Here is a 21,307-nt window from a genome sequence, read left to right as displayed (position 1 = left end):
TCAGGCCTTGCCGATCAGCAGTACGGCGACGACCAGGCCGTAGATGGCAATGCCCTCCGCGAGACCGACGATGACCATGGCGCGGCCGAAGAGTTCCGGGCGTTCGCTCAGCGCGGCCAGTGCCGCGGCACCGGTGTAGGCGACGGCGATGGCCGCCCCGATCGAGGCACCGGCAACCGCGATGGCGGCTCCGATCAACGCTGCTGAGTTTGTGCCGGCCGGGTCGGCCGCGGCTGTCGGCGTGGCCTCTGCGGCACCTCCGCTCAAGGCCACGATCAGCAGAGCCAGGGCTCCCGCCAGGAGCACCAGGTTCGCACCGACGGTGTAGCGCAAAGCGCTCTTGCCGCTTCGTCGGGCCACCGCGCGGCCGGCGCAGAAGACCACGGCGATGACGGGAAGGGTGATGAGCCAAGTGATCACAACGCGACCTCCGAACGGCGGACCGGAACGTGCCACGGGCGGAAGGGGCGGCCTTGGCCGTCGTAGACCCGGGAGAAGAGTTCGAAGTACTCCAGGCGCAGCGCTTGTACGCCGGCCACCAGCGCCTCCAGCAGGAAGACGAGGGCATTGCCCAGTAGGAAGAGCGCCACGGCACCCACTACCCCGACGGGGCCGTGATGGCTCAGCGCCAGCGTGCCGCCCCAGACCACCTGGCTGAGTGCCGCGTGGGTGAGCCCGAAGGCCGCGAGGCGGGCGAAAGACACCCCGTTCGAGGCGATGCGGATAACGCCGTCGAAGAGCTGCACACTGGTCTGGAGGAGGCCGGCGATGCCGCGCGGGGTGCTGGTGTAGGTACCGATCGCAGCGAGGGCGACTCCGGCGACGGCAAGCACGGATCCGGCCAACAGGAGCCAGGTCAGGTGCAGGGCGGCACCTGTTGACAGCCCGGCCAGCCCCAGGAAGGCGGTTCCTCCGGCGATGCCGGAGAGGGCATACAGCGCATCGGGAAAGCCGCCCTCCCGCCACCGGTTGACGGCCCCCGCCACATACGCGAGGAGGAGGAGAACGGCACCGACGCCCACCGCCGTCAGCAGCAGTCGCTCAGGTTGGCGCAGCGGCTCCAGCCACAGGACAGGCAGCACACCGGTCGGCCCGAAGAACTCTCCGTACGCCAGCCCGGCCACCATGCTCGTCACCGCTGCCGCCGCGGCGAAGGGCCAGGCGTCGTGCCAGCGGGCGAAGCGGCGGGGGCGGCGAAAGTACAGGCTCAGCGCGCCGAGCAGCAGCAGCGCACCGTGTCCGACGTCGCCGAACATCATGCCGAACATCACGGCGTACAGAGCCGCGGCGGCCCAGGTGGGGTCGAGGTCGGCGTAGCGCGGGGTCCCGTACGTGGTCACCAGAGAGGTGAAGGATTTGCGGACCGGCCCGGTGGTGCGCAGTGAGGTCGGCGGATCGATACCCCGTGGAGCCCGCAGTGGCATCAATACGCTGCCGAGGCCGGCCAGGCGTGCGTTCACCTGACTCACCTCGGTGGCCGGGCACCATCCGACAAGGGCGGCGACGGTCCCGCGGCGCACCGCGTCGTTCAGACGTTCCGCCAGCTGTACCTCTCCGGCCAGCAGGTCGGTGTCTCCGACACGTTCCAGGGCCTTCAGATCGGGGCGGGCGGCAGAGAGCACCGGTTGCGCCAGAGCCTCACGCAGCCCCTCTGTGCGGGCGGCCCCGGGTGTGCCTTCGGAGTGCCCGGGGCCGCCCACCCTGTCGAGGTCTATGCAGCCGGCATCGGCGATGCGCACCAGGGATTCCCGCAGGACCGCGTGGGGAGTCACCAGCGCCACGCGCTGCATGGGGACCGGCGAAAGCTCCTCAGACCAGGGCATCGAAGCCCTCCGGCGGAGCGGCGTCGTCGGCGGCGAGTTCCAGCACGGCCCGCGTGCGCCAAGCGTCAGTGGAGAGCACCGCGACAGCTCCGACGACGGGGACCATGTCGTACCGCGCACGGCGCGTCATGTGCAGCCCGTCCTGCTCGATGTCCCGCCACCATCGGCCTTCCGCCTGCCAGAGGTCGGCCGGGTCATCGATGCCGTGCAGCGCCCAGCCGGCTGACGTCGGCAGACGGTGGCGGTAATCGCGGTAAGTGGGGGCACGGGCGGCGGCCCCCAGGACACCGACTGCCGGGCCGTTTGCGGCGGCGGGCAGCGGCCGGTCGTGCACGAATCGTTCTCTGGCGACGAGGAGGGCGGCACGGCCCGCCGACCAGCGTGCCGCGGGTGGTATCCGCGCGGCGATACGGGCGGCGGCGGTGAGCCGCAGGGTGACGGCCATCGAGGCTGCGGTGCCGCCGGGATCGCGCCAGGGGGAGGCGGTCAGAGCGGCACGAAGCCCCTCCGGCTCCGTCGCGCGGGCGACCCTGCCCCATACGGTGGCGAGTGCCCCCAGTGCATAAGGCGGCGGCTCCTCGCCGCTCCCGGCGAGTCGGTGCGCATGCGATTCGATGTTGGCGATCTCGAAGCCGGATGCCAGCAGGCGAAGGCACTCCACCCCGCGCCGCGGAAGCCAGCCGGCGAGCACTCGCAGATGCCAGAGCAAAGTGGCCGTGACCGCTCGTTGCGCCGCCGGCAGAGGGGTGCCGGGGTTCAGCTGCCGACCGTAAGGGGTGGTGCCCAGACCCCGCAGGGCGTCTTCCATCGTCCCGGCGGCCGCGATGTGCCGGGCGCCGGGTATGCCCAGACGCCGGACCAGCATCCCTCGGGCCCGGGTCACTCCCGCTACCCACGTGCCGCTCATGAGCCTCCTTCTTCTGCACTGCCGGGAGGGCGGGGCTGTCGGTAGGGCAGCCCCAGCTGACGACGCACTTCCGCGGTCACCCGCTCCGTAACGGCCGGGAGGCGTGACTCGGCCCGATGCATGAGCGCGGTTGCGTCACGTTGCCCGGCCGCGCGGACCACCGCCGCGTCGCGCCGGCCGAGTTCGCGTCGGTGAGCGGCGGCCTGCGTCCGAATGCGGCCGGAGCGGTCGACCGCCTCCGCCACGAGCTGTTCCGCTTCTCGTGCGGCGTCCTTTCGGATCCGCTCGGCCTCGTGCCGCGCCGCATCACGAACGGCTTCGGCTTGTTCGGCGGTCCGGTCCAGCAGGGCGAGGGTGGGGGTCAGCTCTGCGGCCAATTCCGCGGCACGGTCGGCGGGTACGCCGGTGGCCGCCGGGCCCGGTGTGCTGACGGGGCGGAAGCGCATCAGGAGCTCACGGAGACCGGTCATGGGCCCTCCTCCCTGTGCTGGCCTTCCTTCCAGTTTCCATGGAAAGCGGGATATGTCGCTCTCATATAGGCTGCTGTCACAGGGAGAGCGGCGACGGTCGGAGCCCGCTCGGCCCTACGCCGAAGCAATGAGCGGCGCAGACGGTCGACTTGCCGGACGCCGTCCGGCAAGTCCCGTTTCACTGCCGAGAAGGCTGCGGTAGCGCGTATGACGACACCTTCCGGAGGCGGCCGCCCGGTCGTTGTCGGCGTGGAGTCCCACGCCCACCATCGACTGCCGCTGGCCTGGGCCGCGGACGAGGCGGATCGTCGGTACCTGGCGCTGGTCGTGGTGCACGCAGGCGGAATGCTTACGCCGACCGGCGCCGAAGGGCATCTGCCGTCCTGGCAGGAGTGGCGCAGGGCCGGGCCGGAACCCGCTTTCTCAGCACGGCCGCGCAAGCCGCAGTGGACTTCGCGTTCGAGGAAGAGGCGCCGAGGCGCGCCCGACTGCGCGCGGTGTCGGTGTGGCAACGGCCCCTGCTTGGCGTTCTCGATGAGGAGGCGGCTCTGCGTGAGTGCCGAGAAATGCTCTACGAAGCAGTCGCCGGACGGAAGAAATCCCATCCGGACGTCGACCTGCACCATGAGGTGATGACCGGTCACCCGGTGCAAGTGCTCGTCCGGGAGTCACGGCACGCCCTCGCACTGGTCACCGGAACCCGGGGGCTGGGCGGATTCCCGGCATGCTCCTCGGCTCGGTGAGCCACGGAGCATTGCACGCTGCGCACTGTCCGATCGTCACCGTTCCCCAACCGGACGGGCGTTCTTGACCGCCAGGGCAGGGGAACTCAGCCCCGCGGCACGACCGCGACCGGGCAGCCGGCATGGTGCAGAACGGCGAAGACGGCCGGACCGAGAAGCATCGGTGAGCGATGCATGCGACGCCCGACGACCAGCAGGCATGCCTGCGAGCAGGCTCCCAGCAGCACCGGTGCAACTCTGCCTCGCTCCACCTGTTCGATGACATCCACGTCGGGGAACTTCGCCCGCCAGGGCACCAAGGCGTCAGCAAGCAGCTTCTCTTCGCTGACTGGGGGCTCTCGTCCGCTCGATGTGGGTGCGGTGGGCACGACTCCCACGGTCGCAGGAGGCTCCCAGGCCCGTACGGCGCGCACGCGCGCATGGTGAGCATCGGCGGCCGCGAACGCGAAGCCCAGCACCACCTCACCCTGTGTGCCCGGGTCCTGCACGCCGACCACGATCTCGGGCCGTCTGTAGGCGGTGGTCTCCTCCTCGCGCACGGTGACCACTGGGCACTTCGCGTGACCCAGGACGTGCAGACTGACCGAGCCGAGCAGAAAACCGGCGATTGCACCGTGCCCACGCGATCCGAGAATCATCAGTGCGGCCTGCCCGCTACGGTCCACCAACGCGTCCACTGCCTGCTCCGAGACCTGCTCGGTCGTCACCGAAATTCCCGGATGCAGCTCGAGCGCCATCGCTTCGGCTTTGCCGAGCACCTCGGCCCCATAACGCTTCTTATTGGCGGCCTCCTGAGCAATCGGGATGTTCAGTGGCTGGGACATCCAGGAATGCAGAAGGTGCAGAGGCAGCCGTCGGGCGGCTGCCTCTGCGGCGCCCCAGCGCAAGGCCGGAACGCTGTTCCCGGTTCCGTCAAGTCCTACGACAACAGAGCCGCCCATGACGTACCTCCGCGCAGACAGGGCTACTGGTGCGAACTCTCTCGTTCCCAGCATCGCGGCAGCCCAGGAGCAATCCCATGGGCCGAGCGGGCCCTACCCGAGGGACACGTGGTGCGCTGATGTGCCGCTCACTCGGGCGTGCTCGCAGCAGGCAGGACCAAGGTCTCGGCTCGCTTCGGGGTCCTTCGGCCCAACTCCTTCCCGCCTCGCGTCAAGGTGAGTCTGGAGGGGCGGCAACATCCCTGGCGAGGAGGGAGCATGACGCGGTACTGAGGCCGCATGCAGCACAAGTAGCGACGATGCGAGGTTCTAGGCAGTCATGTCGGTGCGTATGCAGACGTGCACCCTCAGTGGCAAGGGCTCTGCCTCCGGCATCTTCGTCATCTATGCGGTGGGACGCCCCCGGGACATCGGGGAGACCTTGTTCCCGGTGATGTGGTGCTGCTGGAATCCGGGTACGCCGTGCCCGCGGGCTGCCGCCTGGTCGAGGCCCATGACGTCACGGTGAACAACGCGGCGCTGACGGGCGAGAGTGCCCCCGTATCCCGGAGGGCCGAACCAGTTGACGCGGGCTCGCTGCTCCAGGCCCGTCGGACGCATCTTCAAACTGGCCGCGGCAGCCTCGCGTCAGAAGACCCCGTTGCAACGCCAGGTTGCCGCGATAGCCCGCCGGGTGGCCGGCACCGCCGCAGCGATCGGTGGGCTGCTGTTCGCCGTGCGCCTGCCCGCGGGGAGGGGGTGGTGGGATCCTTCGTCTCCGTCCTCGGAGTGATCGTCGCGCTCGTGCATGAAGGGCTTCCGGCCACTCTGTCGGTGTCCTTGGCGATCGGCGTACGCCGAATAGCACGCAGTCATGCCCTGGTGAAGAAGCTCCTGGTAGTCGAGGCGCTCGGGTCCACCACCGTCGTCTGCACGGACAAGACCGGCACCCTCACTCAGGCGGAGACGACCGTTGCGCGGATCTGGGCCGGTGGCAGGAGGCACCTCGTTTCGGGCGTGGGGTACGCACCTGTCGGGAGATGTCCAGGATCCCGCCGGGGTGCAGCAGTTGCTGCTCGGTGCCGTCCTGTGCAGCAACGCGCGGCTTCTCCGGCCGCAGGGGTGCGGGCACTGGCGGGTGTTGGGGGACACCACCGAGGGGCCCTGCTGGTCGCGGCCGCCAAGGCGGGGATGGACTCGGTGGCGCACGAGGCGGTTGCGCCCCGCACCGCGGAGTATCCCTTCGATGTCGACCGGAAGCTGATGAGTACGGTGATTGGCACACCGGCCGGCGGCTACGAGGTCCACGTCAAAGGGGCACCTCAAGCGGTCCTCGCGCGGTGCACCGACATCGCCTGGCAGGGACACAGCCGGCCGCTCGACGAAACCACCAGGAAGACGGTCGATGCGGCCAACGACGAACTTGCCTCCCAAGGACTGCGCGTCCTGGCCATGGCACACCGCACCGTGTCCGTACCGCAACCGGCCTGGATGCCCTGCTTGCCCGCCCCGGCGAGCAGTTGCTCTGCAGAGTGAGCCCCGAACACAAGATGCGGGTGGTGACCGCCCGGCAACGGCGCGGCGACGTGGTCGCCGTCACCGGGAACGACGCAGCACGCCCTCAAGCACACGGACATCGGAGTAGAAATGGGTGCCTCCGGCACCGATGTGGCACGGAAAGCCGCGGAAATGGTCCTGCTCGACGACTCCTTCGCGTCCATCGCCACCGGAGCCACCGCCACCGTCGCGCTGCTGCGCCTGAGCAAGGCCGGCGTCCAGGTGATAGAGAAGGTGTTCACCTCGCGGTCCCGTGCGGCGGGGGCTGCGCTGTCGGACGTCGTGCTGCCACGGTGGTGCGCGACGAGCAACCCACCGCCCCCGAACCGGACATGCGACTGGGCCCCGGCGACGAAGTTCTCCTGGTGTCCCATCAAGCGACGGAACGGGACGTCCAGTCGGCCTTCCAGTGAACGGCAGGACTCAAGCGGTGCCGGCTTCCCTCCTGCCAGCCTTCGTCGTCCGGTCGGGACCGGACACGGAAGCCCCCGGAGGCTGCTCGAGATGCCGGATGTGCGCGTCGGGCCCAGGAAAGACGACCGATACATGGTTGGTGTCCGACCAGCGCACGTCGTAGGGCGGAGTGCCGTCCTCGTGGTGCAGTCCGATGATTTCTCCATCCCGCCGAGTGGCCCCCGTGGTCGGACTCTCTACCACGAGCTGGTCACCGATGTGTGCCTTCACGGTCCTCGCTCCTCTGCGCGCGCCCATCCCGTGTTCCGACTGTGCCACGGAGAGGGGCGGCCGAGTATGGGGCGAAGCGCCCGGGACGGGGGCCGGATGGTCCTCGGCCGAAATCAGGGCTGGTCGGCCTATGGACAAGGCCCGACCGGATCTCGTGCAGGGCGGGCGTGTGAGCTTTACTGAAACTGACGAGGAGGACAGGGAGACGCGGAGCAGCGGAGCGAAACCGCGCACCGCGCAATCGGGGCCCGCGAGAAGTGGGCAGTCCTCCTCGCCGTTGTGTGCGCCTGCCCGGCGACGGCGTTACGTGTGTGGGTGACAACGCATTGACCCTTGCCACCGGCGACCTGGCCGACGCGGCCGTCATCCTCCTGGTCATTACGGTCAACACCACGGCCGGGTACATCCAGGAGGTCAAAGCGGAGCACGCGGTGGCGGCCCTCTCCGCGATGAGCGCCCCCGCGGCCAGGGTCCTGCGTGGCGGCGCAGAACGCTCGGTGGCGGCATCGGACGTCGTACCCGGCGATCTGATACTCCTGGCCGAGGGGGACATCGTCCCCGCTGACGCGAGAGTGGTGGAGGCGGTGCGGCTGCTGGCCGACGAATCATCGCTCACCGGCGAATCCGCGCCGGTCGCCAAGGAGACCGGCGCGGATCCGCAGCGCCCGCTTGTGGCGGCCGGATCGGTTGTCGTTCGTGGCCGCGGACGTGCGGTGGTCACTGCCACCGGCGGGGACAGCACCCTGGGCCGGATAGCCACGATGGTGACCCGGGCGCCGGGACCGACACCGCTGCAGCGGCGTCTGGCGGCGTTCGGTCGACTCCTGGCAGTGGTGACGGTGGCCCTGTGCGCCGTGGTGCTCGCTCTCGGCCTGGTGCGCGGCCAGCCGGTGGAGCTGATGGTCGTGGCCGCCATCAGCTTGGCCGTGGCGGCCGTCCCCGAGTCCCTGCCCGCCGCGGTGATGCTCTCGCTCGCGCTCGGGGCACGCCGTATGGCTGAACGGCATGCGATCGTGCGGCGGTTGCCCGCCGTGGAGACGCTCGGCTCCGTCACGGTCCTCGCCAGCGACAAGACGGGCACCCTCACCGAAGGCCGCATGCTGGCCGAGCGGCTGTGGACTCCCACGGGCCGGGCCACCGTCATGGGAAGCGGGTACGCGCCGGCCGACTGCCTGGAACGGGCGGGCCGCACCGTTTCGTCCGAAGAGGCCTCCGACCTCGTGGTGCTCCTGGAAGCCGCGGTCCTTTGCAACGACGCGGCGCTGCAGCCCCCGGACGGAGGGGATGCGACATGGCGCGCGTTGGGCGATCCGACGGAAGCGGCACTGCTGGCCGCGGCGGCGGGTCTGGGCTTGGACAAGGGCACCATCGACCACCGGCTGACGCGGATCCAGGAGGTCCCCTTCGACCGGCTCCGAAAGCGCATGACGACCATCCACCGCCTCCCGGCCGGTGGCTTGCGGGTCGTCTGCAAGGGCGCTCCCGAGGCCGTGCTGCGGCCTGAGGTACTCAGCACCGGCGCGGCACTGCGCGAGAGTGCCGTGGCGCTTGCCGACGAGTGGTCGGCCGAGGGCTACCGCGTTCTCGCCTTCGCCTCCGCCGACCTACCGGAGCAGGACGCACCACAGGAGCGCTGGGAGACGCAACTGTCCCTCGCCGGCCTCATCGGCATTCTCGATCCTCCTCGTGAAGCGTCCCGGGCTACCCTCGCCACCTGCCGTGCGGCAGGCATCACGCCGCTCCTCATCACGGGGGACCACCCCTTGACCGCCACCGCCACCGCCATCGCGAGGCGTCTGGGCATCGTGGCCGGCACCGACCAGGTCACCACCGGGGAACGTCTTCGTGAGGGGAACAGCGGGCCGTTGACCGGCTCTCGGGTATATGCACGCACCAGCCCGGAACAGAAGCTGGACATCATCCGGGCGTGGCATGCCGCCGGGCATGTGGTGGCTATGACGGGCGACGGCGTCAACGACGGCCCCGCCTTGCGTCAGGCCGACATCGGCGTGGCCATGGGGCGGCGCGGAACCGAAGTGGCACGCCAGGCAGCGGACCTTGTCCTCGCCGATGACAACCTCGCCACCGTCGTATCGGCCGTGGAAGAAGGCCGCCGTATCTACGCCAACGTCCGTCGCTACCTGCTGTACGCGTTGGCCGGCGGGACCGCGGAAATCCTCGTCATGCTGATCGGACCGTTCATGAGCCTGGCGCTGCCCCTGCTCCCCGCACAGATCCTGTGGATCAATCTGCTCACTCATGGGCTGCCCGGAGTGGCCCTGGGCGCCGAGCCGGTCGAGTCAGGCATCATGCGGCGTCCGGCGCGCCCTCCTGAGCAGAGCGTTCTCGGGGCGGGGCTATGGCCTCGCATCCTCGCGATGGGGGTCGTGGTCACGGTGGGCACCCTGGCAGTGGGCGTCTGGGCACAGCAGACCGGACGCCCCTGGCAGTCCCTGGTCTTCCTCGTGCTCGGCGCGACGCAGCTCGGCGTGGCCCTCGGGTCGCGAAGCCGCCCGCGCAGCCTTGCCAATCCCTTCCTGCTGGCTGCGGTGGCGGTTGCCCTGGCTCTTCAGATGGCCGGCATTCTCCTGCCACCCTTGAGGTCACTGCTCGGAACCGAGCCGTTGGCCTGGCCCGATCTGGCTCTCGGCCTTGCGTCTGTGTGCTGGGGCTATCTGGCGATGCGAGTCCAGAGCAGATTTTTCCGAGCAGCTCCCGTCGACCGACGTGGCTGCCGACCGTCCCGGTGAGCTCTCCTGCCCTGGGGCCCTTCGGCCCACCGCAGCGCGCCGAACAGCCCCTGCACCGAACACTGACCGCGTGTGCACTCTGGTGGTGTCCGGCTTGTGCAAAGCCGGCTGTCGCACGTCGTCGGCGGAGATCCGGGAGAAACCGTCATGACCACCACGCCAATGCTCAATGCACTTCCAGTCGACGGGCGCGAACGCCTGATGCGGCTCGCCCATGAGGTGTCGTTTCCGGCAGGGACGCGGATCTTTGAGGAACGCGGGCTCGCCGACCGGTTCTGGATCATCCGCACCGGTTCGGTGAATCTCGACATCCAGGTATCGAGCGGGGGACGGACGGTCGTCGACATGCTGGGCCATGGCGACCTGGTGGGCTGGTCATGGGTGGTGCCGCCGTATACCTGGCGTATGGGAGCGGAGGCATTCACCCCCGTCCGGGCGTACGAGTTCGATGCGACGGCGGTACGTGCCCTGTGTGAGGCGGATCCGGTCCTCGGACTGGCAGTGACCCGTCGCGTCCTCGATGTGGTCGCTCGCCGCCTCCAGGCCACACGGCTTCGTCTCGTCGATATGTGTGGGCCCGGAGCAAGCACCATGCCGGCTCCCTCGTGAAGGAAGCCAGGCGACGCACCCCTCATATGTCGGGGACACTGAGTGTCCCGACGGCTGCTTCAAGGAGAGCCGAGCGACCCAACCGACTGACTCCACCCGGCCCTGCTCCCCGATGACAGACGATGCAAAGGTGACGGAAAGGGCACTTCTTCGCTGATGCGGGAAAGGCGGTGGGGACGATGGTGCGCCCCCTGGTCGTCGGTGTGGACGGATCGGATGCGGGCTTCCTGGCGCTCGACTGGGCGGTGGACGAGGCCGCCCTCCATGAAGTGCCGCTGCGTCTGGTGTACGCCTCCCGATGGGAGCGTTATGAGGACGCGGTGCTCGGGCTGAGCTTGAAGCGCCCTGCCGGGGAAGTACTCGCAGACAACATCGTCGGGACCGCGGTCGAACGTGCCCACCTGCGCAACGCGGACGTCAACGTCTCCACACAGGTCCTGGGGGACGACCCGGAATCCGTACTGCTGCGTGAGTCCGACCATGTGACCGCGGTGATCGTCGGCTCGCGCGGTCGCGGCGCCTTCACCGGCCTGTTGCTGGGATCGGTCGGACTGGCCGTCGCAGGCCGGGCCCGTTGCCCCGTGATCGTCGTACGTGGAGACAAGGCGGGACTCGCCGGGACACATGAGCGCATCCTGCTCGGCGTCGGCGACTCTGCCAAAGGCTCGGAAGCCGTCCGGTTCGCCTTCCGGGAAGCAGCAGCCTGTGGCTGCACCCTCGATGCCGTCCGCGCCTGGCGCTGCCCCGCGCACGAGACCACCGACCACCCGCTGCTCGCCGGAGACCCGGAGCGCTACCACGAAGGCCGGGCATCGGACGTGCTGGACGAGGCGCTGGAGGAGACGGCCGGTGAGTTTCCGACGGTGCGGGTACGGCGCTTCACGGTTGAGGGCCCGGCCCACAAGGTGCTGCTGCAACGCTCCGCCGCCGCGGATCTGCTGGTGATCGGAGCACACCATCGTGACAGCCATCTGGGGCTCCAACTGGGGCGTGTGGCGCACACCGCTCTGCACCACGCGGAGTGCCCCGTGGCGGTCGTGCCGCAGTCGGCGTGAACGACGCGAGTGCACCGTCGGACGCGTCCGCGCGGTGCACTGTCGGAGGTCCAGTGCACCGTCGGACGTGTCGTGGTGGTGTCCCCAGTTCGCAACTTCTCGTCATCATGAGGTGGTTGTCGATGGCGCATGCGAGCCCATGACACGGATGCGCCGGCCGGTGATCCGCGTCGGGTGGATGGCGATCCATTGGTGACGGCCGTCGCCCACCCAAGGGCCGGTGTGCGCGTGTTCCTCCAGTCGGCGGGACTCGTAGGAGTTGGTGACCACATGGGCGCGCCCGACGACCAGGACGCTCCAGCCCTGGCTGAATGCGTCGTCGATGTGATCGACCTCCATCGCGACCTCCTGGCCGGCCGCCGCGGCGGGGCCGGCTTCCGGAGCGGTGCGGTAGGCGATCAACTCGTCGGCGACGGTGTAGTTCACGGGGAAGACCGCGGGTGCATCGTCAACGGTCACCGCAACCCTGCCCACGCCGTGGGTGGAGAGCCGTTCCCGGCACTCGGCGGGGCTGAGCACGAGTACCTCGGGATGCGCCGCGGCCTTACCGAAGCCCGCCGGCAGCTCCATCGTCCCTCCTGCAAGCTCGGCCACGGTCGTATCCAGCGCACTGGCAAGGCGTAGCAAGAATCCGATGCCAGGATCGGCAGCGCTCTCCTCCACGTACTGGAGAAAGCCGGGCGAGGCAGCGGCACGAGCCGCGACCTCCTCGCGGGTCAGCCCCAGCTGCTGCCGGCGCAGCGCGGCGCGCCGCCCAAGGTCACTGCGGGTCCGGACCGGCTCCGAGCGGGGGTCGGGCTCCTTGTTCGTCATCGCGTACACATCCCTTCGTCGAGCGGTGTCAGCGGCGTTCCGGCCGGTTCGCCGAGGGCCGCGGCCCGTTCGGTCATGGGTCAGGGCTGTTCAGGACGACCTTGAGCGCGCCGCTGTCGGCCGGGGTGGAGAAGATGTCGTAGGCCTCTTCCATACCTTCGAGGGGGAAGGTGTGGGTAACCAGTGACGACAGGTCGAGCCGTCCAGCTGACGCCATCCGCAGCAGCACGGGGGTCGTGCGGGTGTCCACGAGCCCGGTGGTGATCGTCACGTCCCTGATCCACAGATCTTCGAGGTGCAGCGTCGCCGCCTTGCCGTGGACGCCGATGTTCGCGACATGGCCGCCGGAACGTACAACGCGGGTGCACAGCTCGAAGCTCTCCGGCACCCCTACTGCCTCGATGGCGACATCGGCGCCGAACCCGTCGGTGAGGTCCGAAATCAGGTCTTCGGGCGCCTCCGAGGCCTCTACGATTGCGTCCGCTCCCAGCCGACGAGCCGCCTGTAGACGGGACTCGGCCAGGTCGACGGCGATGATCCGGGCGGGGGTGAGGAGCCGCGCCGTGACGATGGCAGCCAGCCCTATGGGTCCCGCACCGATCACGGCGACGGTGTCTCCCGGCCGGACGGCTCCGTTCAAGACCCCCACCTCATAAGCCGTGGGGAAGATGTCGGCCAGCATGACCGCGTCGTTGCTCGCCACGGAATGCGGCAGTGGATGGACGGAGAGGTCGGCGAACGGGACACGTACGTATTCGGCCTGGGTCCCGTCGATCAGGTGCCCGAGAACCCAGCCGCCGCCGCCCAGGCACTGGCCGTACCGGGCCTCCTCGCAGAAGCGGCAGCGCCCGCAGGCACAGATGCACGACACCAGCACCCGGTCACCGGGGCGGACGGTCCGTACGTCCTCGCCGATCTCCACGATCTCGCCGACGGCCTCGTGCCCCAGCACCGTCCCCGGCGCCACGTCGGGCACATCCCCTTTGAGAATGTGCAGGTCCGTACCGCAGATGGTGACGGCGTCGACGCGGACGACGGCGTCACCCGCGTCCTTTATTTCAGGATCCGGAACCTGGTCCCAGGAGGACTGGCCGGGCCCGTGATAGACGAGTGCCTTCATGATGCGCATCTCCATGCACGAGGCAGGTGAGTTGCCTTCGTGCCCAGCCTCGGGCTGAGCGCATGCCCGGCGCATGGGCCGGTCGGCCCCCGCGCGGGGTGTATCGGCCCCATCTGCCCAGGCGCCGAGCGTGTGACCGTTGAAGGCGATGCACCGTGCCCTCAGCGGCAGGAGGTTTCGCCATGGATGCCGGTGCCCCGCCACCCGTCGCTCCGCCCCCTCGGTTGCGACCGGCTCTGCTGACGTTTCTCGGCGGGGTCGGCACGGTCACGGGCAGCAAATTCCTTGTCGAGAGCGACCATGCCCGGGTACTGGTGGATTGCGGACTGTTCCAGGGAATCTCCGAACTGCGGCGCCGCAACTGGCGCCGGTTGCCGTGCGACGCGGACACCGTGCACGCCGTGGTGCTGACGCACGCCCATCTCGACCACTGCGGCTACCTGCCAAGACTCGTCCGCCATGGCTTCCGCGGGCCCATCTTCGCGACGGCCAATACGGCGCGGCTCGCCGGGATAGTGCTGCGCGACAGCGCGCGCCTGCAGGAAGAACAAGCCGCACACGCCAACGAGCACGGCTGGTCGAAGCACCGCCCCGCCAGCCCTCTGTACACCAGCGAAGACGCCGAGCGCACGATGAGCCTCTTTGCCTCGGTGCCCTTCCACGAAGAGATCGGGGAGGAGACAGAGATTGCCCCGGGCACGCAGCTCAGCCTGCACCGCGCCGGCCACATTCTCGGCTCCTCCTGGGCACGCCTCACGCTGGAGGACGGGCACACGCTGGCCGTCAGCGGTGACCTCGGACGTCCGGGACACCCACTGCTACGCCCGCCTCAACCGTTCTCGGGCGCAGACGTCCTCCTGCTGGAGTCCACCTATGGCAACCGTCGCCACCAGGGAGAACGGGGGCGTGAGATCTTCGCTGACGTGCTGGCACGCACTCTCCAACGGGGTGGCTCGGTGGTCATCCCGGCGTTCGCGATCGACCGTACCGAGATGGTGCTGCACGAACTGGCCGCACTGCGTGCGAGCGGCAGACTGCCCGCCTCGGTCCCGGTCTTCGTGGACAGCCCGATGGCACTGGCTGCACTGGATGTCTACACGGAGGCGATCCGGACGCAAGCTCCGGAGCTGCGGCCCGAAGTGCGTACGGCCGGCAGCGCAGCCCTGGCACCCGAGCCTTTCCTTGCCGCCCGGTCGGTGCAGGAGTCGATCGCTATCAATCACACCCCCGGGCCCGCTGTCATCGTCTCCGCGTCCGGCATGGCTACAGGCGGCCGAGTCCTGCACCACCTGCGTAAACGACTGCCGGATCCGCGCAATGCCGTGGTGATCGTCGGGTTCGCGGCCCAGGGGACCCGCTCACGGGACCTGGTCGACGGTGCACGTGCCCTGAAGATGTTCGGCGAGTACGTGCCGGTGCGCGCCGAAGTCGCCGATGTGCCGCATTTCTCCGCACACGCCGACCGGCGACAGCTTCTGGACTGGCTGCGTACCGCGTCACCGCCGCAGGTCACCTATCTCGTGCACGGCGAGCCCGACGCGGCGGCCGCCCTCAGGGACCGGATTGACCACGTGTTGGGGTGGACCGCCGTGGTTCCCCGTTCCGGAGAGCATGTACTGGTACGTGGATGAGCATCCGACGGAGTCCACGAGGCAATCCGCACCGCACTCCACGGCGCATCCCCACCTGGAACTGCAGCGTGCTGTGCGACGGGATCAGTCGTGGGGGACGATAGCTACCGGACACGGGGCGTGGTGCACGGCTGCCTGTACGACGTGGCCGATGCGAGGGGGCAACAGGCGGCCTCTGTGCCGACGGCCGACGATCAGCAATTCTGCGTTCGCGGTGCCGTGCAGAAGTGCCGGCGCCGGACTCTCCAATATCACCTGCTCTTCGACGTGCACGTCCGGGAACTTCGCCCTCCACGGGCGCAATGCCGCGGCCAACTCGTCTCGTGCGATCTGAGCCGATTCCTCGGCAGCGGTCCGGTCCACGCCTCCGCCGCGGTTGTAGGCGTAGGCAGACAGGTGTCTGCCGTGTACGGCGCGCAGCGCGATGGCCCGGCGGGCGGCGGTTTCGAAGGCGAAGGCCAGCAGCCCGTCGCAGGCGGCGTGCAGACTGACTCCGAGCGTCACATTGCCGCTTCCGATACGGGCCGGGGTGTCCTGCTGGGCACGGACAAGAATCGTCGGGACGGCGGTGCGGGTCACCAGTTCCAGGCCGAGCTCACCCAGAGTGAAGCGCGCGGCGGCGCCCAGGCCTCGCGATCCGAGAACCAGCAGGTCCGACTGGCCAGCCGCCTTGGCCAGGGCGTCCAACGGGTCTCCGCGGACCAGGCTCACGTCCACAGGAAGGTCCGGGTGGGACGATGCCACTGCTGCCTGAGCCTCATCGATGATCCGGTGCGGCCAGTTGTTCTCTTCAGCCTCCTCATACAGTGCGCCGGTTGGCTCCGGGACCAGCAGGCTCCAGGCGTGCAGAAGGCGCAGCCGAGCCTTGCGCAGCTCCGCCTCCCGCGCGGCCCACAGCGCGGCGGACAGGGACTGGAGAGTGCCGTCCAGACCGACCGTGATGAGGTCCTTCATGACGGTGCTCCGCTCCCTTCGGCCGAGCCGGCGGCCATGGCCGGCTTCAGGTCTTCGGAGACCGAGACGACGCCGTCGACGCTGGCACACATGCGGACAAGAACGGGGATCAGGAGAGGCTCGTCCACGGAGCCGTGCAGTACCACCTGCCCCTGGGCGACGTCGGCGGCCACGCCTGCTGCGCCGAGACGGGCGGTGCGCCCGATGATCTCCCGCGAGATCTCCTCCTGGATCGCCTTGTCCTGGCGGAGGAAGACCCGCAGCAAATCGCTGCGGCTGACGATGCCCAGCAGCGTCTCCGTCTCATCGACCACGGGCAGACGCTTCACGTTCTGCACCTCCATCAGCCGTGCCGCCTCCACCACGGTCCAATCCGGATGAGCGCAGACCGCCGGAGCGGACATGAGCTCGCCGGCGGTGCGCCCCTCGGCCCGGGCCCGCTCCCAAGCCTCAAGGTGGGGCAACGGCGTCCTGCCGGAGAGATCGGACTGGTCAGCCGCCTTCCGCAACAGGTCGGCCTCCGAGACGATCCCAGCCGGCCTGCCGAGGCTGTCGAGTACCGGCACGGCACTCACCGCGTTGTCCGCGAGGATCTGCGCGATGTCCTTGAACGGCGTATCGAGCTCGACGCTCACGACCTGCCTCGTCATGAGCTCACCTATCGTGCGGTGCTCCATCTCCGGCTCCTTTCACCGTGGCTGACGACGCATTGCCCCCACTTCTCCAGCGTGGCCGCAGCAGGGGCCGTCCCGGCATGAGCCACTCGGCCCCATCGACCGTCCGGCAGGCCCGAAAGGCCCGAGTGGCCTGCGGCAAGGGACCTATGGCCCCTGACGCGACCAGATCGGCCCCACCACGCTGAAGAAGCCCACCGACCCACCGTCCGCCCCGCCCGGGAGGCCCCGGTGTACACCCAGACCCTCGACGACACGCTGGTGAAGACCCTCGTCGCCGACGCCGTCACCGCGCCGTCCATGCACAACGCCCAGCCCTGGCACTTCAGCTACGCCCGCAGCAGCCGTACGTTCACCCTCTCCGCCGACCTCGAGCGCGCGATGCCGCACGCCGACCCCACGACCCGGGCCCTGCACCTGGGCTGCGGCGCCGCGCTGCTGAACCTGCGAGTGGCCGCATCTCACGCCGGGCATCGCACCTCAACGACCCTCCTCCCCGACCCGCACGCCCCGGCACTCCTGGCCGCCGTGCGGCTGGACGACCCTCATGAGCGCATGGACGAGTCCCTCCCCGGCCTCCATCCCGCCATCCGCGACCGCCACACCAGCCGCTCCCCCTTCACGGACCGCCAGATCCCGGAGAACATCCGCGCCACTCTCGCCGAGACCGCGGCCCGAGAAGGAGCACAGCTGAGCTTCCTCACCACCCCGCACCGTGAGACCGTGCTGGACCTGATCATGCATGCTGAGGGCTACAACCGGATGGACGACGGCCGCAATGCCGAACAGCGCCGCTGGACCCACGACACCGCGGCCGAACCAGCCGTCGACGACGGCATCCCGGACTACGCCTTCGGACCCCGCAAGCGCACCGGCTCAGCACCTCTCAGGGACTTCGCCGGCCGGGGCACCGTGCCCGACCGCGCCTACGCCGACTTCGAGAAACGCCCCCAACTGGCAGCGCTCAGCACCATGGGCGACACCCCGGCCGACTGGCTACGCGCCGGCCAGGCATTGGAGCGTGTCCTGCTCCTGGCCACCCTCCAAGGGCTCGCCAGCTCCTTCGCGACGCAGCCCGTCGAATGGCCGGACCTGCGATGGATCCTGCGCGACCCGCAGTCCGGCACCGGTTATGTGCACATGATCCTGCGCCTGGGGTACGGCCCAATGGGCCCCAGCACCCCGCGACGCCCGGTCGATCAGGTGTTGACGATCAAACCGTGACTGGGGAGTGGTCATCCGCTACTGCCCGTTCCGTCCGGTGCCGTGCTGGGGAGCTTCTTTACGAGGTCGGCGGGCACGGCTGCCTCGGCCGCGCCCTTTTCCCTGGCGAGGAAGGAGCCGAGTTCGCCGATGGTGCTCATGAGCGGCGCCGGGAAGACGACGGTGGAGTTCTTGTCCACGCCGATCTCCACCAGGCTCTGAAGATTGCGCAGTTGCAGGGCCAGTGGGTGCTCCATCATCGTGTCCGAAGCATCGCCAAGCGCAGCCGCGGCGAGCGACTCGCCCTGTGCGCTGATGACCTTGGCTCGCTTCTCCCGCTCCGCTTCGGCCTGCCGGGCCATGGCCCGCTTCATGGTCTCCGGCAACTGGATGTCCTTCAGCTCCACCAGGGTGACCTCGACGCCCCATTCAGTGGTCGTGCTGTCGAGAATCTCGCGGATGTCGAGGTTGATGCGGTCGGTCTCCGAGAGGGTTTCGTCCAGTGAGTGCTTGCCGACGACCTTGCGCAGCGTGGTCTGCGCAATCTGGTTGATAGCCGTGTCGATGTTCTCGATGGCGATCACTGATTTGACCGCGTCGACGACCCTGAAGTAGGCGACGGCCGAGACATCGACGCTGACGTTGTCCTGGGTGATGATGCCCTGGGACTGGATCGGCTGCGTGACGATACGCAGCGATACCCGGTGCAGCACGTCGACGAACGGGATGATCAACCGCAGTCCCGGAGAACGTGTCCCGACGAGTTTGCCGAACCGGAACAGGACCCCTCTCTCGTACTGCCTGACCACCTTGATGGCCATGGCCAGGATTATCACTGCCAGCACGACGGCGATGATCAGGACAAGGATCAGAAGTCCCATGTGACGCTCCTCGATAAGGCCCCGCGATCGCAGCGGTGGCCTGCGGTGCACCGGTTAGAGGGCCGGCGGGACTCCTCTCTCCCCGGACCATGCTGGCCAGGCCGGGAGCACGGCTGAGCCGTAGGCGGTGCCTCACGCCCAGCTTCACGCCCATCGCCGAGGAAAGCAGGGGCCGGTCGGCCCCCACGACGGTCCACCCGGCGGCCGACCGGCCCACGGGGCGACCTGATCGTCATGACGACGGGCACAAGTCATTCCCGTCTGTGCATCGGGTGAGGCTGCCATTCGCCGCGGGGACGGCAGCGGCTCGAAGCTGGTGCGGCGTCAGCCGTTCCTGACCCATCCGCCGAGGGGCGTCGGGCCGGTCTGCGTTACCGCCCGCCCTGTTCCGCCGAATTCAAGAGAACCCGGCGGCGTTCAGAGTCACTCCTGTCCAGCTCGCCCAGCCGATCGGCTGCAGCGCCCAGTAGCTGATGATCCGGTAGAGAAGGGTCGCAGCGATCGCCTGCTCGGGTTGCAGGCCGTATGCGATGAGCAGCGCGGACAGGCTCACCTCGACGACGACCAGGTTCCCTGGGGTCAGGTGCAGGCTGCCGGTGAACTGTGTGAGTGTGTACGCGAGCAGCAGCCCATGCCAGGGCACGCCGATACTCAGCGCCCACAGGCAACTCGCCAGGCATGCGGCGTCGAATCCCCAGTTGAGTACGGGCCTGGTCGACCAGGTGGCCAGTGCCTCCTGTGCTTGCCGGATCCTCCTGGACCGTTCGGCCGCCCCTGTCCAGGTGCGCCGCACCACGTGGCGGAAGCCCGCTAAGCGGGACAGGCCGAAGACCACCAGGCCGGTCCCGAGGGCAAGCACCAGCACGCCCACCGCGGGGGCGCACGACGGCGCCTGGGCCGGTCGATCCGGCCGCGAGTGCACCGACCACGAGGAGGATGAACAGGCTGAGCGCTGCCAGCGCACCAGCGACTACCAGCACTGCGGCGAGCACCTGTTCCACGCCCCGACGGCGCAGTTGCCGGAAGGCCCAGGCGGCCGCGAAGGCTGCTCCGCCGGGCAGCGCGCCCGCCACGGCGTTGGCGGCCGTGGCGATGGCCGTCATACGCCTCATGCTCCAGGTCACACCGCCGACCCGCAGGAGCCAGCACTGCACGGCGGCGAAGCACACGATGGACACTGCCTCGCGCCCCATGGCGACGGCCAGTTCGGGCAGGCGCACTCGCGCCACGAGATGGTAGGTCTCCACCAGCTCGTGCCGCCGGGAGAGGGCGACCAGGACTGCGGCGGCTACGAGCATGGCGGCACCCAGCCACCATGCCCAGCCCGGCCTGGCGAGGGGGCGTGTCTCGGCCCCGCCGCTGTTCACGGCCCCGGCCCCCCGGCCGTGGCGCAGACCGTCATCGTCTCGGTCAGCCAGGGCGTGCTTCACCACGCGCAGTGCCCGGTCATCGCCGTCCCCCACCCCGAAGACGGATGGCAACGCTCAAGGTGAAGCCCGCGGCGCTCCCGTAGGCTGCGGCTCCATGTGATGGCTCAGCTCAGCCATGGGGCACGACGGCGACAGGGCAGCGCGCGTGATGGATGGCGGCTTGGGCTACGGGGCCCAGGCGTTGTGCCAGGGCGGCACGGCGCTTGCGCCGGCCGACGACCAGAAGCTCAGCGCCCTCGGCAGCCCGTACGACGTCCTGGCCGGGCTTTCGAGACGGGTGGTGTCAACCACCACCACGTCCGGAAACTTCTCGCGCCAGGGCGTGAGGGCCTGGCCCAGGTGCTTCTGCGCGTCCTGCGTGATCTCTTCGGCGCCGGCGTGGTCCACGCCCCAGGAAACGTCCGCATGCAGCGGCACGCTTCGGCCATGGACAGCCCGAACGCGCACGCCCCGCGCTGCGGCGGAGACGAAGGCGAATGCGAGCAGGTCGTCGTACGGACCGTGCAGTTTCAGCGCCACCACTACGCCGCCTGCCATTCCGGAAGCGGGCGAGGCCCATCCTCGCGTGAGGCAGCACGTACCAGGACCACCGGCCGCTCGGCTCGCGCCACGACGGGCATGCTGATGTCGCCCATGAAATAGCTCTCGGAGGGCTCCAGCCCCCGCGAGCCGAGCACGAGCATCTCGGACTTCGATGCCGCTTGAAGCAGCGCGTCCTGGGCGTCGTCGGCGACCAGGTTGCAGGCAATGGAAAGGCCCGGGTGACGCTCCTGGAGCTCCGCGCGCGCGTTGTGCACGAGTCGCCTCGCCCAGTAGTTCTGATCCACCTCCGCGGGGATGTGGGTCGGTTCCGGCACCAGTTGGGGCCACGCATGCAGCAGGCACAGCGTGAGCTTGCGCCGCTCGGCCTCGTCGGCGGACCAATGGGCGGCGGCAAGGCTCTCAGGTGAGCCATCGAGGCCCATGGTGAGGACTCGCTCCATGGCGGCTGCCTCCGTCTCATACGCAGCTGGAAGGACGGTGCGGGTGTGTCCGCCTGTCCAGACCGTCACCATGCGTAGGAGCCGTGCGACGACCGTGACG

18 protein-coding genes and 2 pseudogenes are annotated in these 21,307 nt (G+C 69.3%); 7 read left to right on the top strand and 13 right to left on the bottom strand.

The window, feature by feature from the left end; all coding sequences use genetic code 11:
• The 4 genes from QT196_RS01595 to QT196_RS01580 are packed head-to-tail and all read right to left on the bottom strand — an operon-like array spanning position 1 to position 3,200.
• Positions 1-420 (bottom strand): ATP synthase subunit C, encoded by a 420-nt coding sequence (locus QT196_RS01595; protein WP_168476870.1) that lies wholly within the window; start codon positions 418-420, stop codon positions 1-3.
• Positions 417-1,823 (bottom strand): V-type ATPase 116kDa subunit family protein, encoded by a 1,407-nt coding sequence (locus tag QT196_RS01590; RefSeq protein ID WP_168476868.1) that lies wholly within the window; start codon positions 1,821-1,823, stop codon positions 417-419. Before QT196_RS01590 ends, QT196_RS01595 begins: the two co-directional genes overlap by 4 nt.
• A complete protein-coding gene (locus tag QT196_RS01585) occupies positions 1,810-2,730 on the bottom strand; it encodes a hypothetical protein (RefSeq protein WP_290354158.1) in 921 nt (306 codons plus the stop codon). Before QT196_RS01585 ends, QT196_RS01590 begins: the two co-directional genes overlap by 14 nt.
• Positions 2,727-3,200: a hypothetical protein gene (locus tag QT196_RS01580; RefSeq protein ID WP_168476864.1), complete on the bottom strand. Its 474-nt coding sequence runs from the start codon at positions 3,198-3,200 to the stop codon at positions 2,727-2,729. Before QT196_RS01580 ends, QT196_RS01585 begins: the two co-directional genes overlap by 4 nt.
• Positions 3,201-3,592: 392 nt before the next feature.
• Between QT196_RS01580 and QT196_RS01575 the strand changes: the two genes are divergently transcribed.
• Positions 3,593-3,943 carry a universal stress protein gene (locus QT196_RS01575; protein WP_248000966.1) on the top strand — a complete coding sequence of 117 codons (351 nt, stop codon included), beginning with the start codon at positions 3,593-3,595 and terminating at the stop codon, positions 3,941-3,943.
• A gap of 86 nt (positions 3,944-4,029) precedes the next feature.
• On the opposite strand, the gene QT196_RS01570 is transcribed toward QT196_RS01575, so the two are convergent.
• Positions 4,030-4,884: a universal stress protein gene (locus QT196_RS01570; RefSeq protein ID WP_290354156.1), complete on the bottom strand. Its 855-nt coding sequence runs from the start codon at positions 4,882-4,884 to the stop codon at positions 4,030-4,032.
• A gap of 462 nt (positions 4,885-5,346) precedes the next feature.
• On the opposite strand from QT196_RS01570, the gene QT196_RS01565 reads away from it, so the two are divergent.
• Positions 5,347-6,399 carry a hypothetical protein gene (locus QT196_RS01565; protein ID WP_290356595.1) on the top strand — a complete coding sequence of 351 codons (1,053 nt, stop codon included), beginning with the start codon at positions 5,347-5,349 and terminating at the stop codon, positions 6,397-6,399.
• A 519-nt stretch (positions 6,400-6,918) separates the two neighbouring features.
• On the opposite strand, the pseudogene QT196_RS01560 reads toward QT196_RS01565, so the two are convergent.
• Positions 6,919-7,104: pseudogene (locus tag QT196_RS01560) on the bottom strand (DUF1918 domain-containing protein); the annotation flags it as partial.
• Positions 7,105-7,415: 311 nt separating this feature from the next.
• Between QT196_RS01560 and QT196_RS01555 the strand changes: the two are divergent.
• From QT196_RS01555 to QT196_RS01545, 3 genes are all read left to right on the top strand, one after another.
• Positions 7,416-9,854, top strand: a complete 2,439-nt coding sequence (locus QT196_RS01555) for a cation-transporting P-type ATPase (protein ID WP_266735489.1) — start codon at positions 7,416-7,418, stop codon at positions 9,852-9,854.
• Positions 9,855-10,001: 147 nt separating this feature from the next.
• Entirely contained in the window at positions 10,002-10,463 is a 462-nt protein-coding gene (locus QT196_RS01550; protein ID WP_168476860.1) for a cyclic nucleotide-binding domain-containing protein, read from the top strand.
• 179 nt (positions 10,464-10,642) lie between these two features.
• Positions 10,643-11,518: a universal stress protein gene (locus tag QT196_RS01545; RefSeq protein WP_211117261.1), complete on the top strand. Its 876-nt coding sequence runs from the start codon at positions 10,643-10,645 to the stop codon at positions 11,516-11,518.
• Between the two features lie 105 nt (positions 11,519-11,623).
• On the opposite strand, the gene QT196_RS01540 is transcribed toward QT196_RS01545, so the two are convergent.
• Positions 11,624-12,331 (bottom strand): pyridoxamine 5'-phosphate oxidase family protein, encoded by a 708-nt coding sequence (locus QT196_RS01540; protein WP_168476856.1) that lies wholly within the window; start codon positions 12,329-12,331, stop codon positions 11,624-11,626.
• Between the two features lie 73 nt (positions 12,332-12,404).
• Positions 12,405-13,451, bottom strand: a complete 1,047-nt coding sequence (locus tag QT196_RS01535) for a zinc-dependent alcohol dehydrogenase family protein (protein WP_290354155.1) — start codon at positions 13,449-13,451, stop codon at positions 12,405-12,407.
• Positions 13,452-13,633: 182 nt separating this feature from the next.
• On the opposite strand from QT196_RS01535, the gene QT196_RS01530 reads away from it, so the two are divergent.
• On the top strand, positions 13,634-15,082 hold the full coding sequence (locus QT196_RS01530) for an MBL fold metallo-hydrolase (RefSeq protein WP_168476852.1): 1,449 nt from the start codon (positions 13,634-13,636) through the stop codon (positions 15,080-15,082).
• 84 nt (positions 15,083-15,166) lie between these two features.
• Here QT196_RS01530 and QT196_RS01525 read toward each other — a convergent pair whose 3' ends face one another.
• Together QT196_RS01525 and QT196_RS01520 are read right to left on the bottom strand one after the other, a co-directional pair.
• Complete coding sequence (locus QT196_RS01525) at positions 15,167-16,036, bottom strand: universal stress protein (RefSeq protein WP_168476850.1); 870 nt, start codon at positions 16,034-16,036, stop codon at positions 15,167-15,169.
• Entirely contained in the window at positions 16,033-16,713 is a 681-nt protein-coding gene (locus QT196_RS01520) for a CBS domain-containing protein (protein ID WP_266735497.1), read from the bottom strand. The genes QT196_RS01525 and QT196_RS01520 overlap by 4 nt, the downstream gene beginning before the upstream one ends.
• 228 nt (positions 16,714-16,941) lie before the next feature.
• On the opposite strand from QT196_RS01520, the gene QT196_RS01515 reads away from it, so the two are divergent.
• Positions 16,942-17,934, top strand: coding sequence for a nitroreductase (locus QT196_RS01515; protein WP_168476846.1), 993 nt, complete (start codon positions 16,942-16,944; stop codon positions 17,932-17,934).
• A gap of 11 nt (positions 17,935-17,945) precedes the next feature.
• Here the strand turns inward: QT196_RS01515 and QT196_RS01510 are convergent, their stop codons facing one another.
• From QT196_RS01510 to QT196_RS01500, 3 genes and pseudogenes are all read right to left on the bottom strand, one after another.
• Entirely contained in the window at positions 17,946-18,794 is an 849-nt protein-coding gene (locus QT196_RS01510) for a slipin family protein (RefSeq protein ID WP_168476845.1), read from the bottom strand.
• A gap of 397 nt (positions 18,795-19,191) precedes the next feature.
• Positions 19,192-19,665, bottom strand: coding sequence for a YbhN family protein (locus QT196_RS01505; protein WP_290354154.1), 474 nt, complete (start codon positions 19,663-19,665; stop codon positions 19,192-19,194).
• 668 nt (positions 19,666-20,333) lie between these two features.
• A pseudogene (locus QT196_RS01500) lies at positions 20,334-21,207 on the bottom strand (universal stress protein).
• Positions 21,208-21,307 lie beyond the last annotated feature (100 nt).

The organism is Streptomyces sp. P9-2B-2 (genome assembly GCF_030406865.1).
Taxonomy (GTDB): domain Bacteria; phylum Actinomycetota; class Actinomycetes; order Streptomycetales; family Streptomycetaceae; genus Streptomyces; species Streptomyces platensis.
The sequence above is the reverse complement of the archived record's forward strand: the minus strand, read 5'-3'. Positions and strand labels throughout refer to the sequence as shown.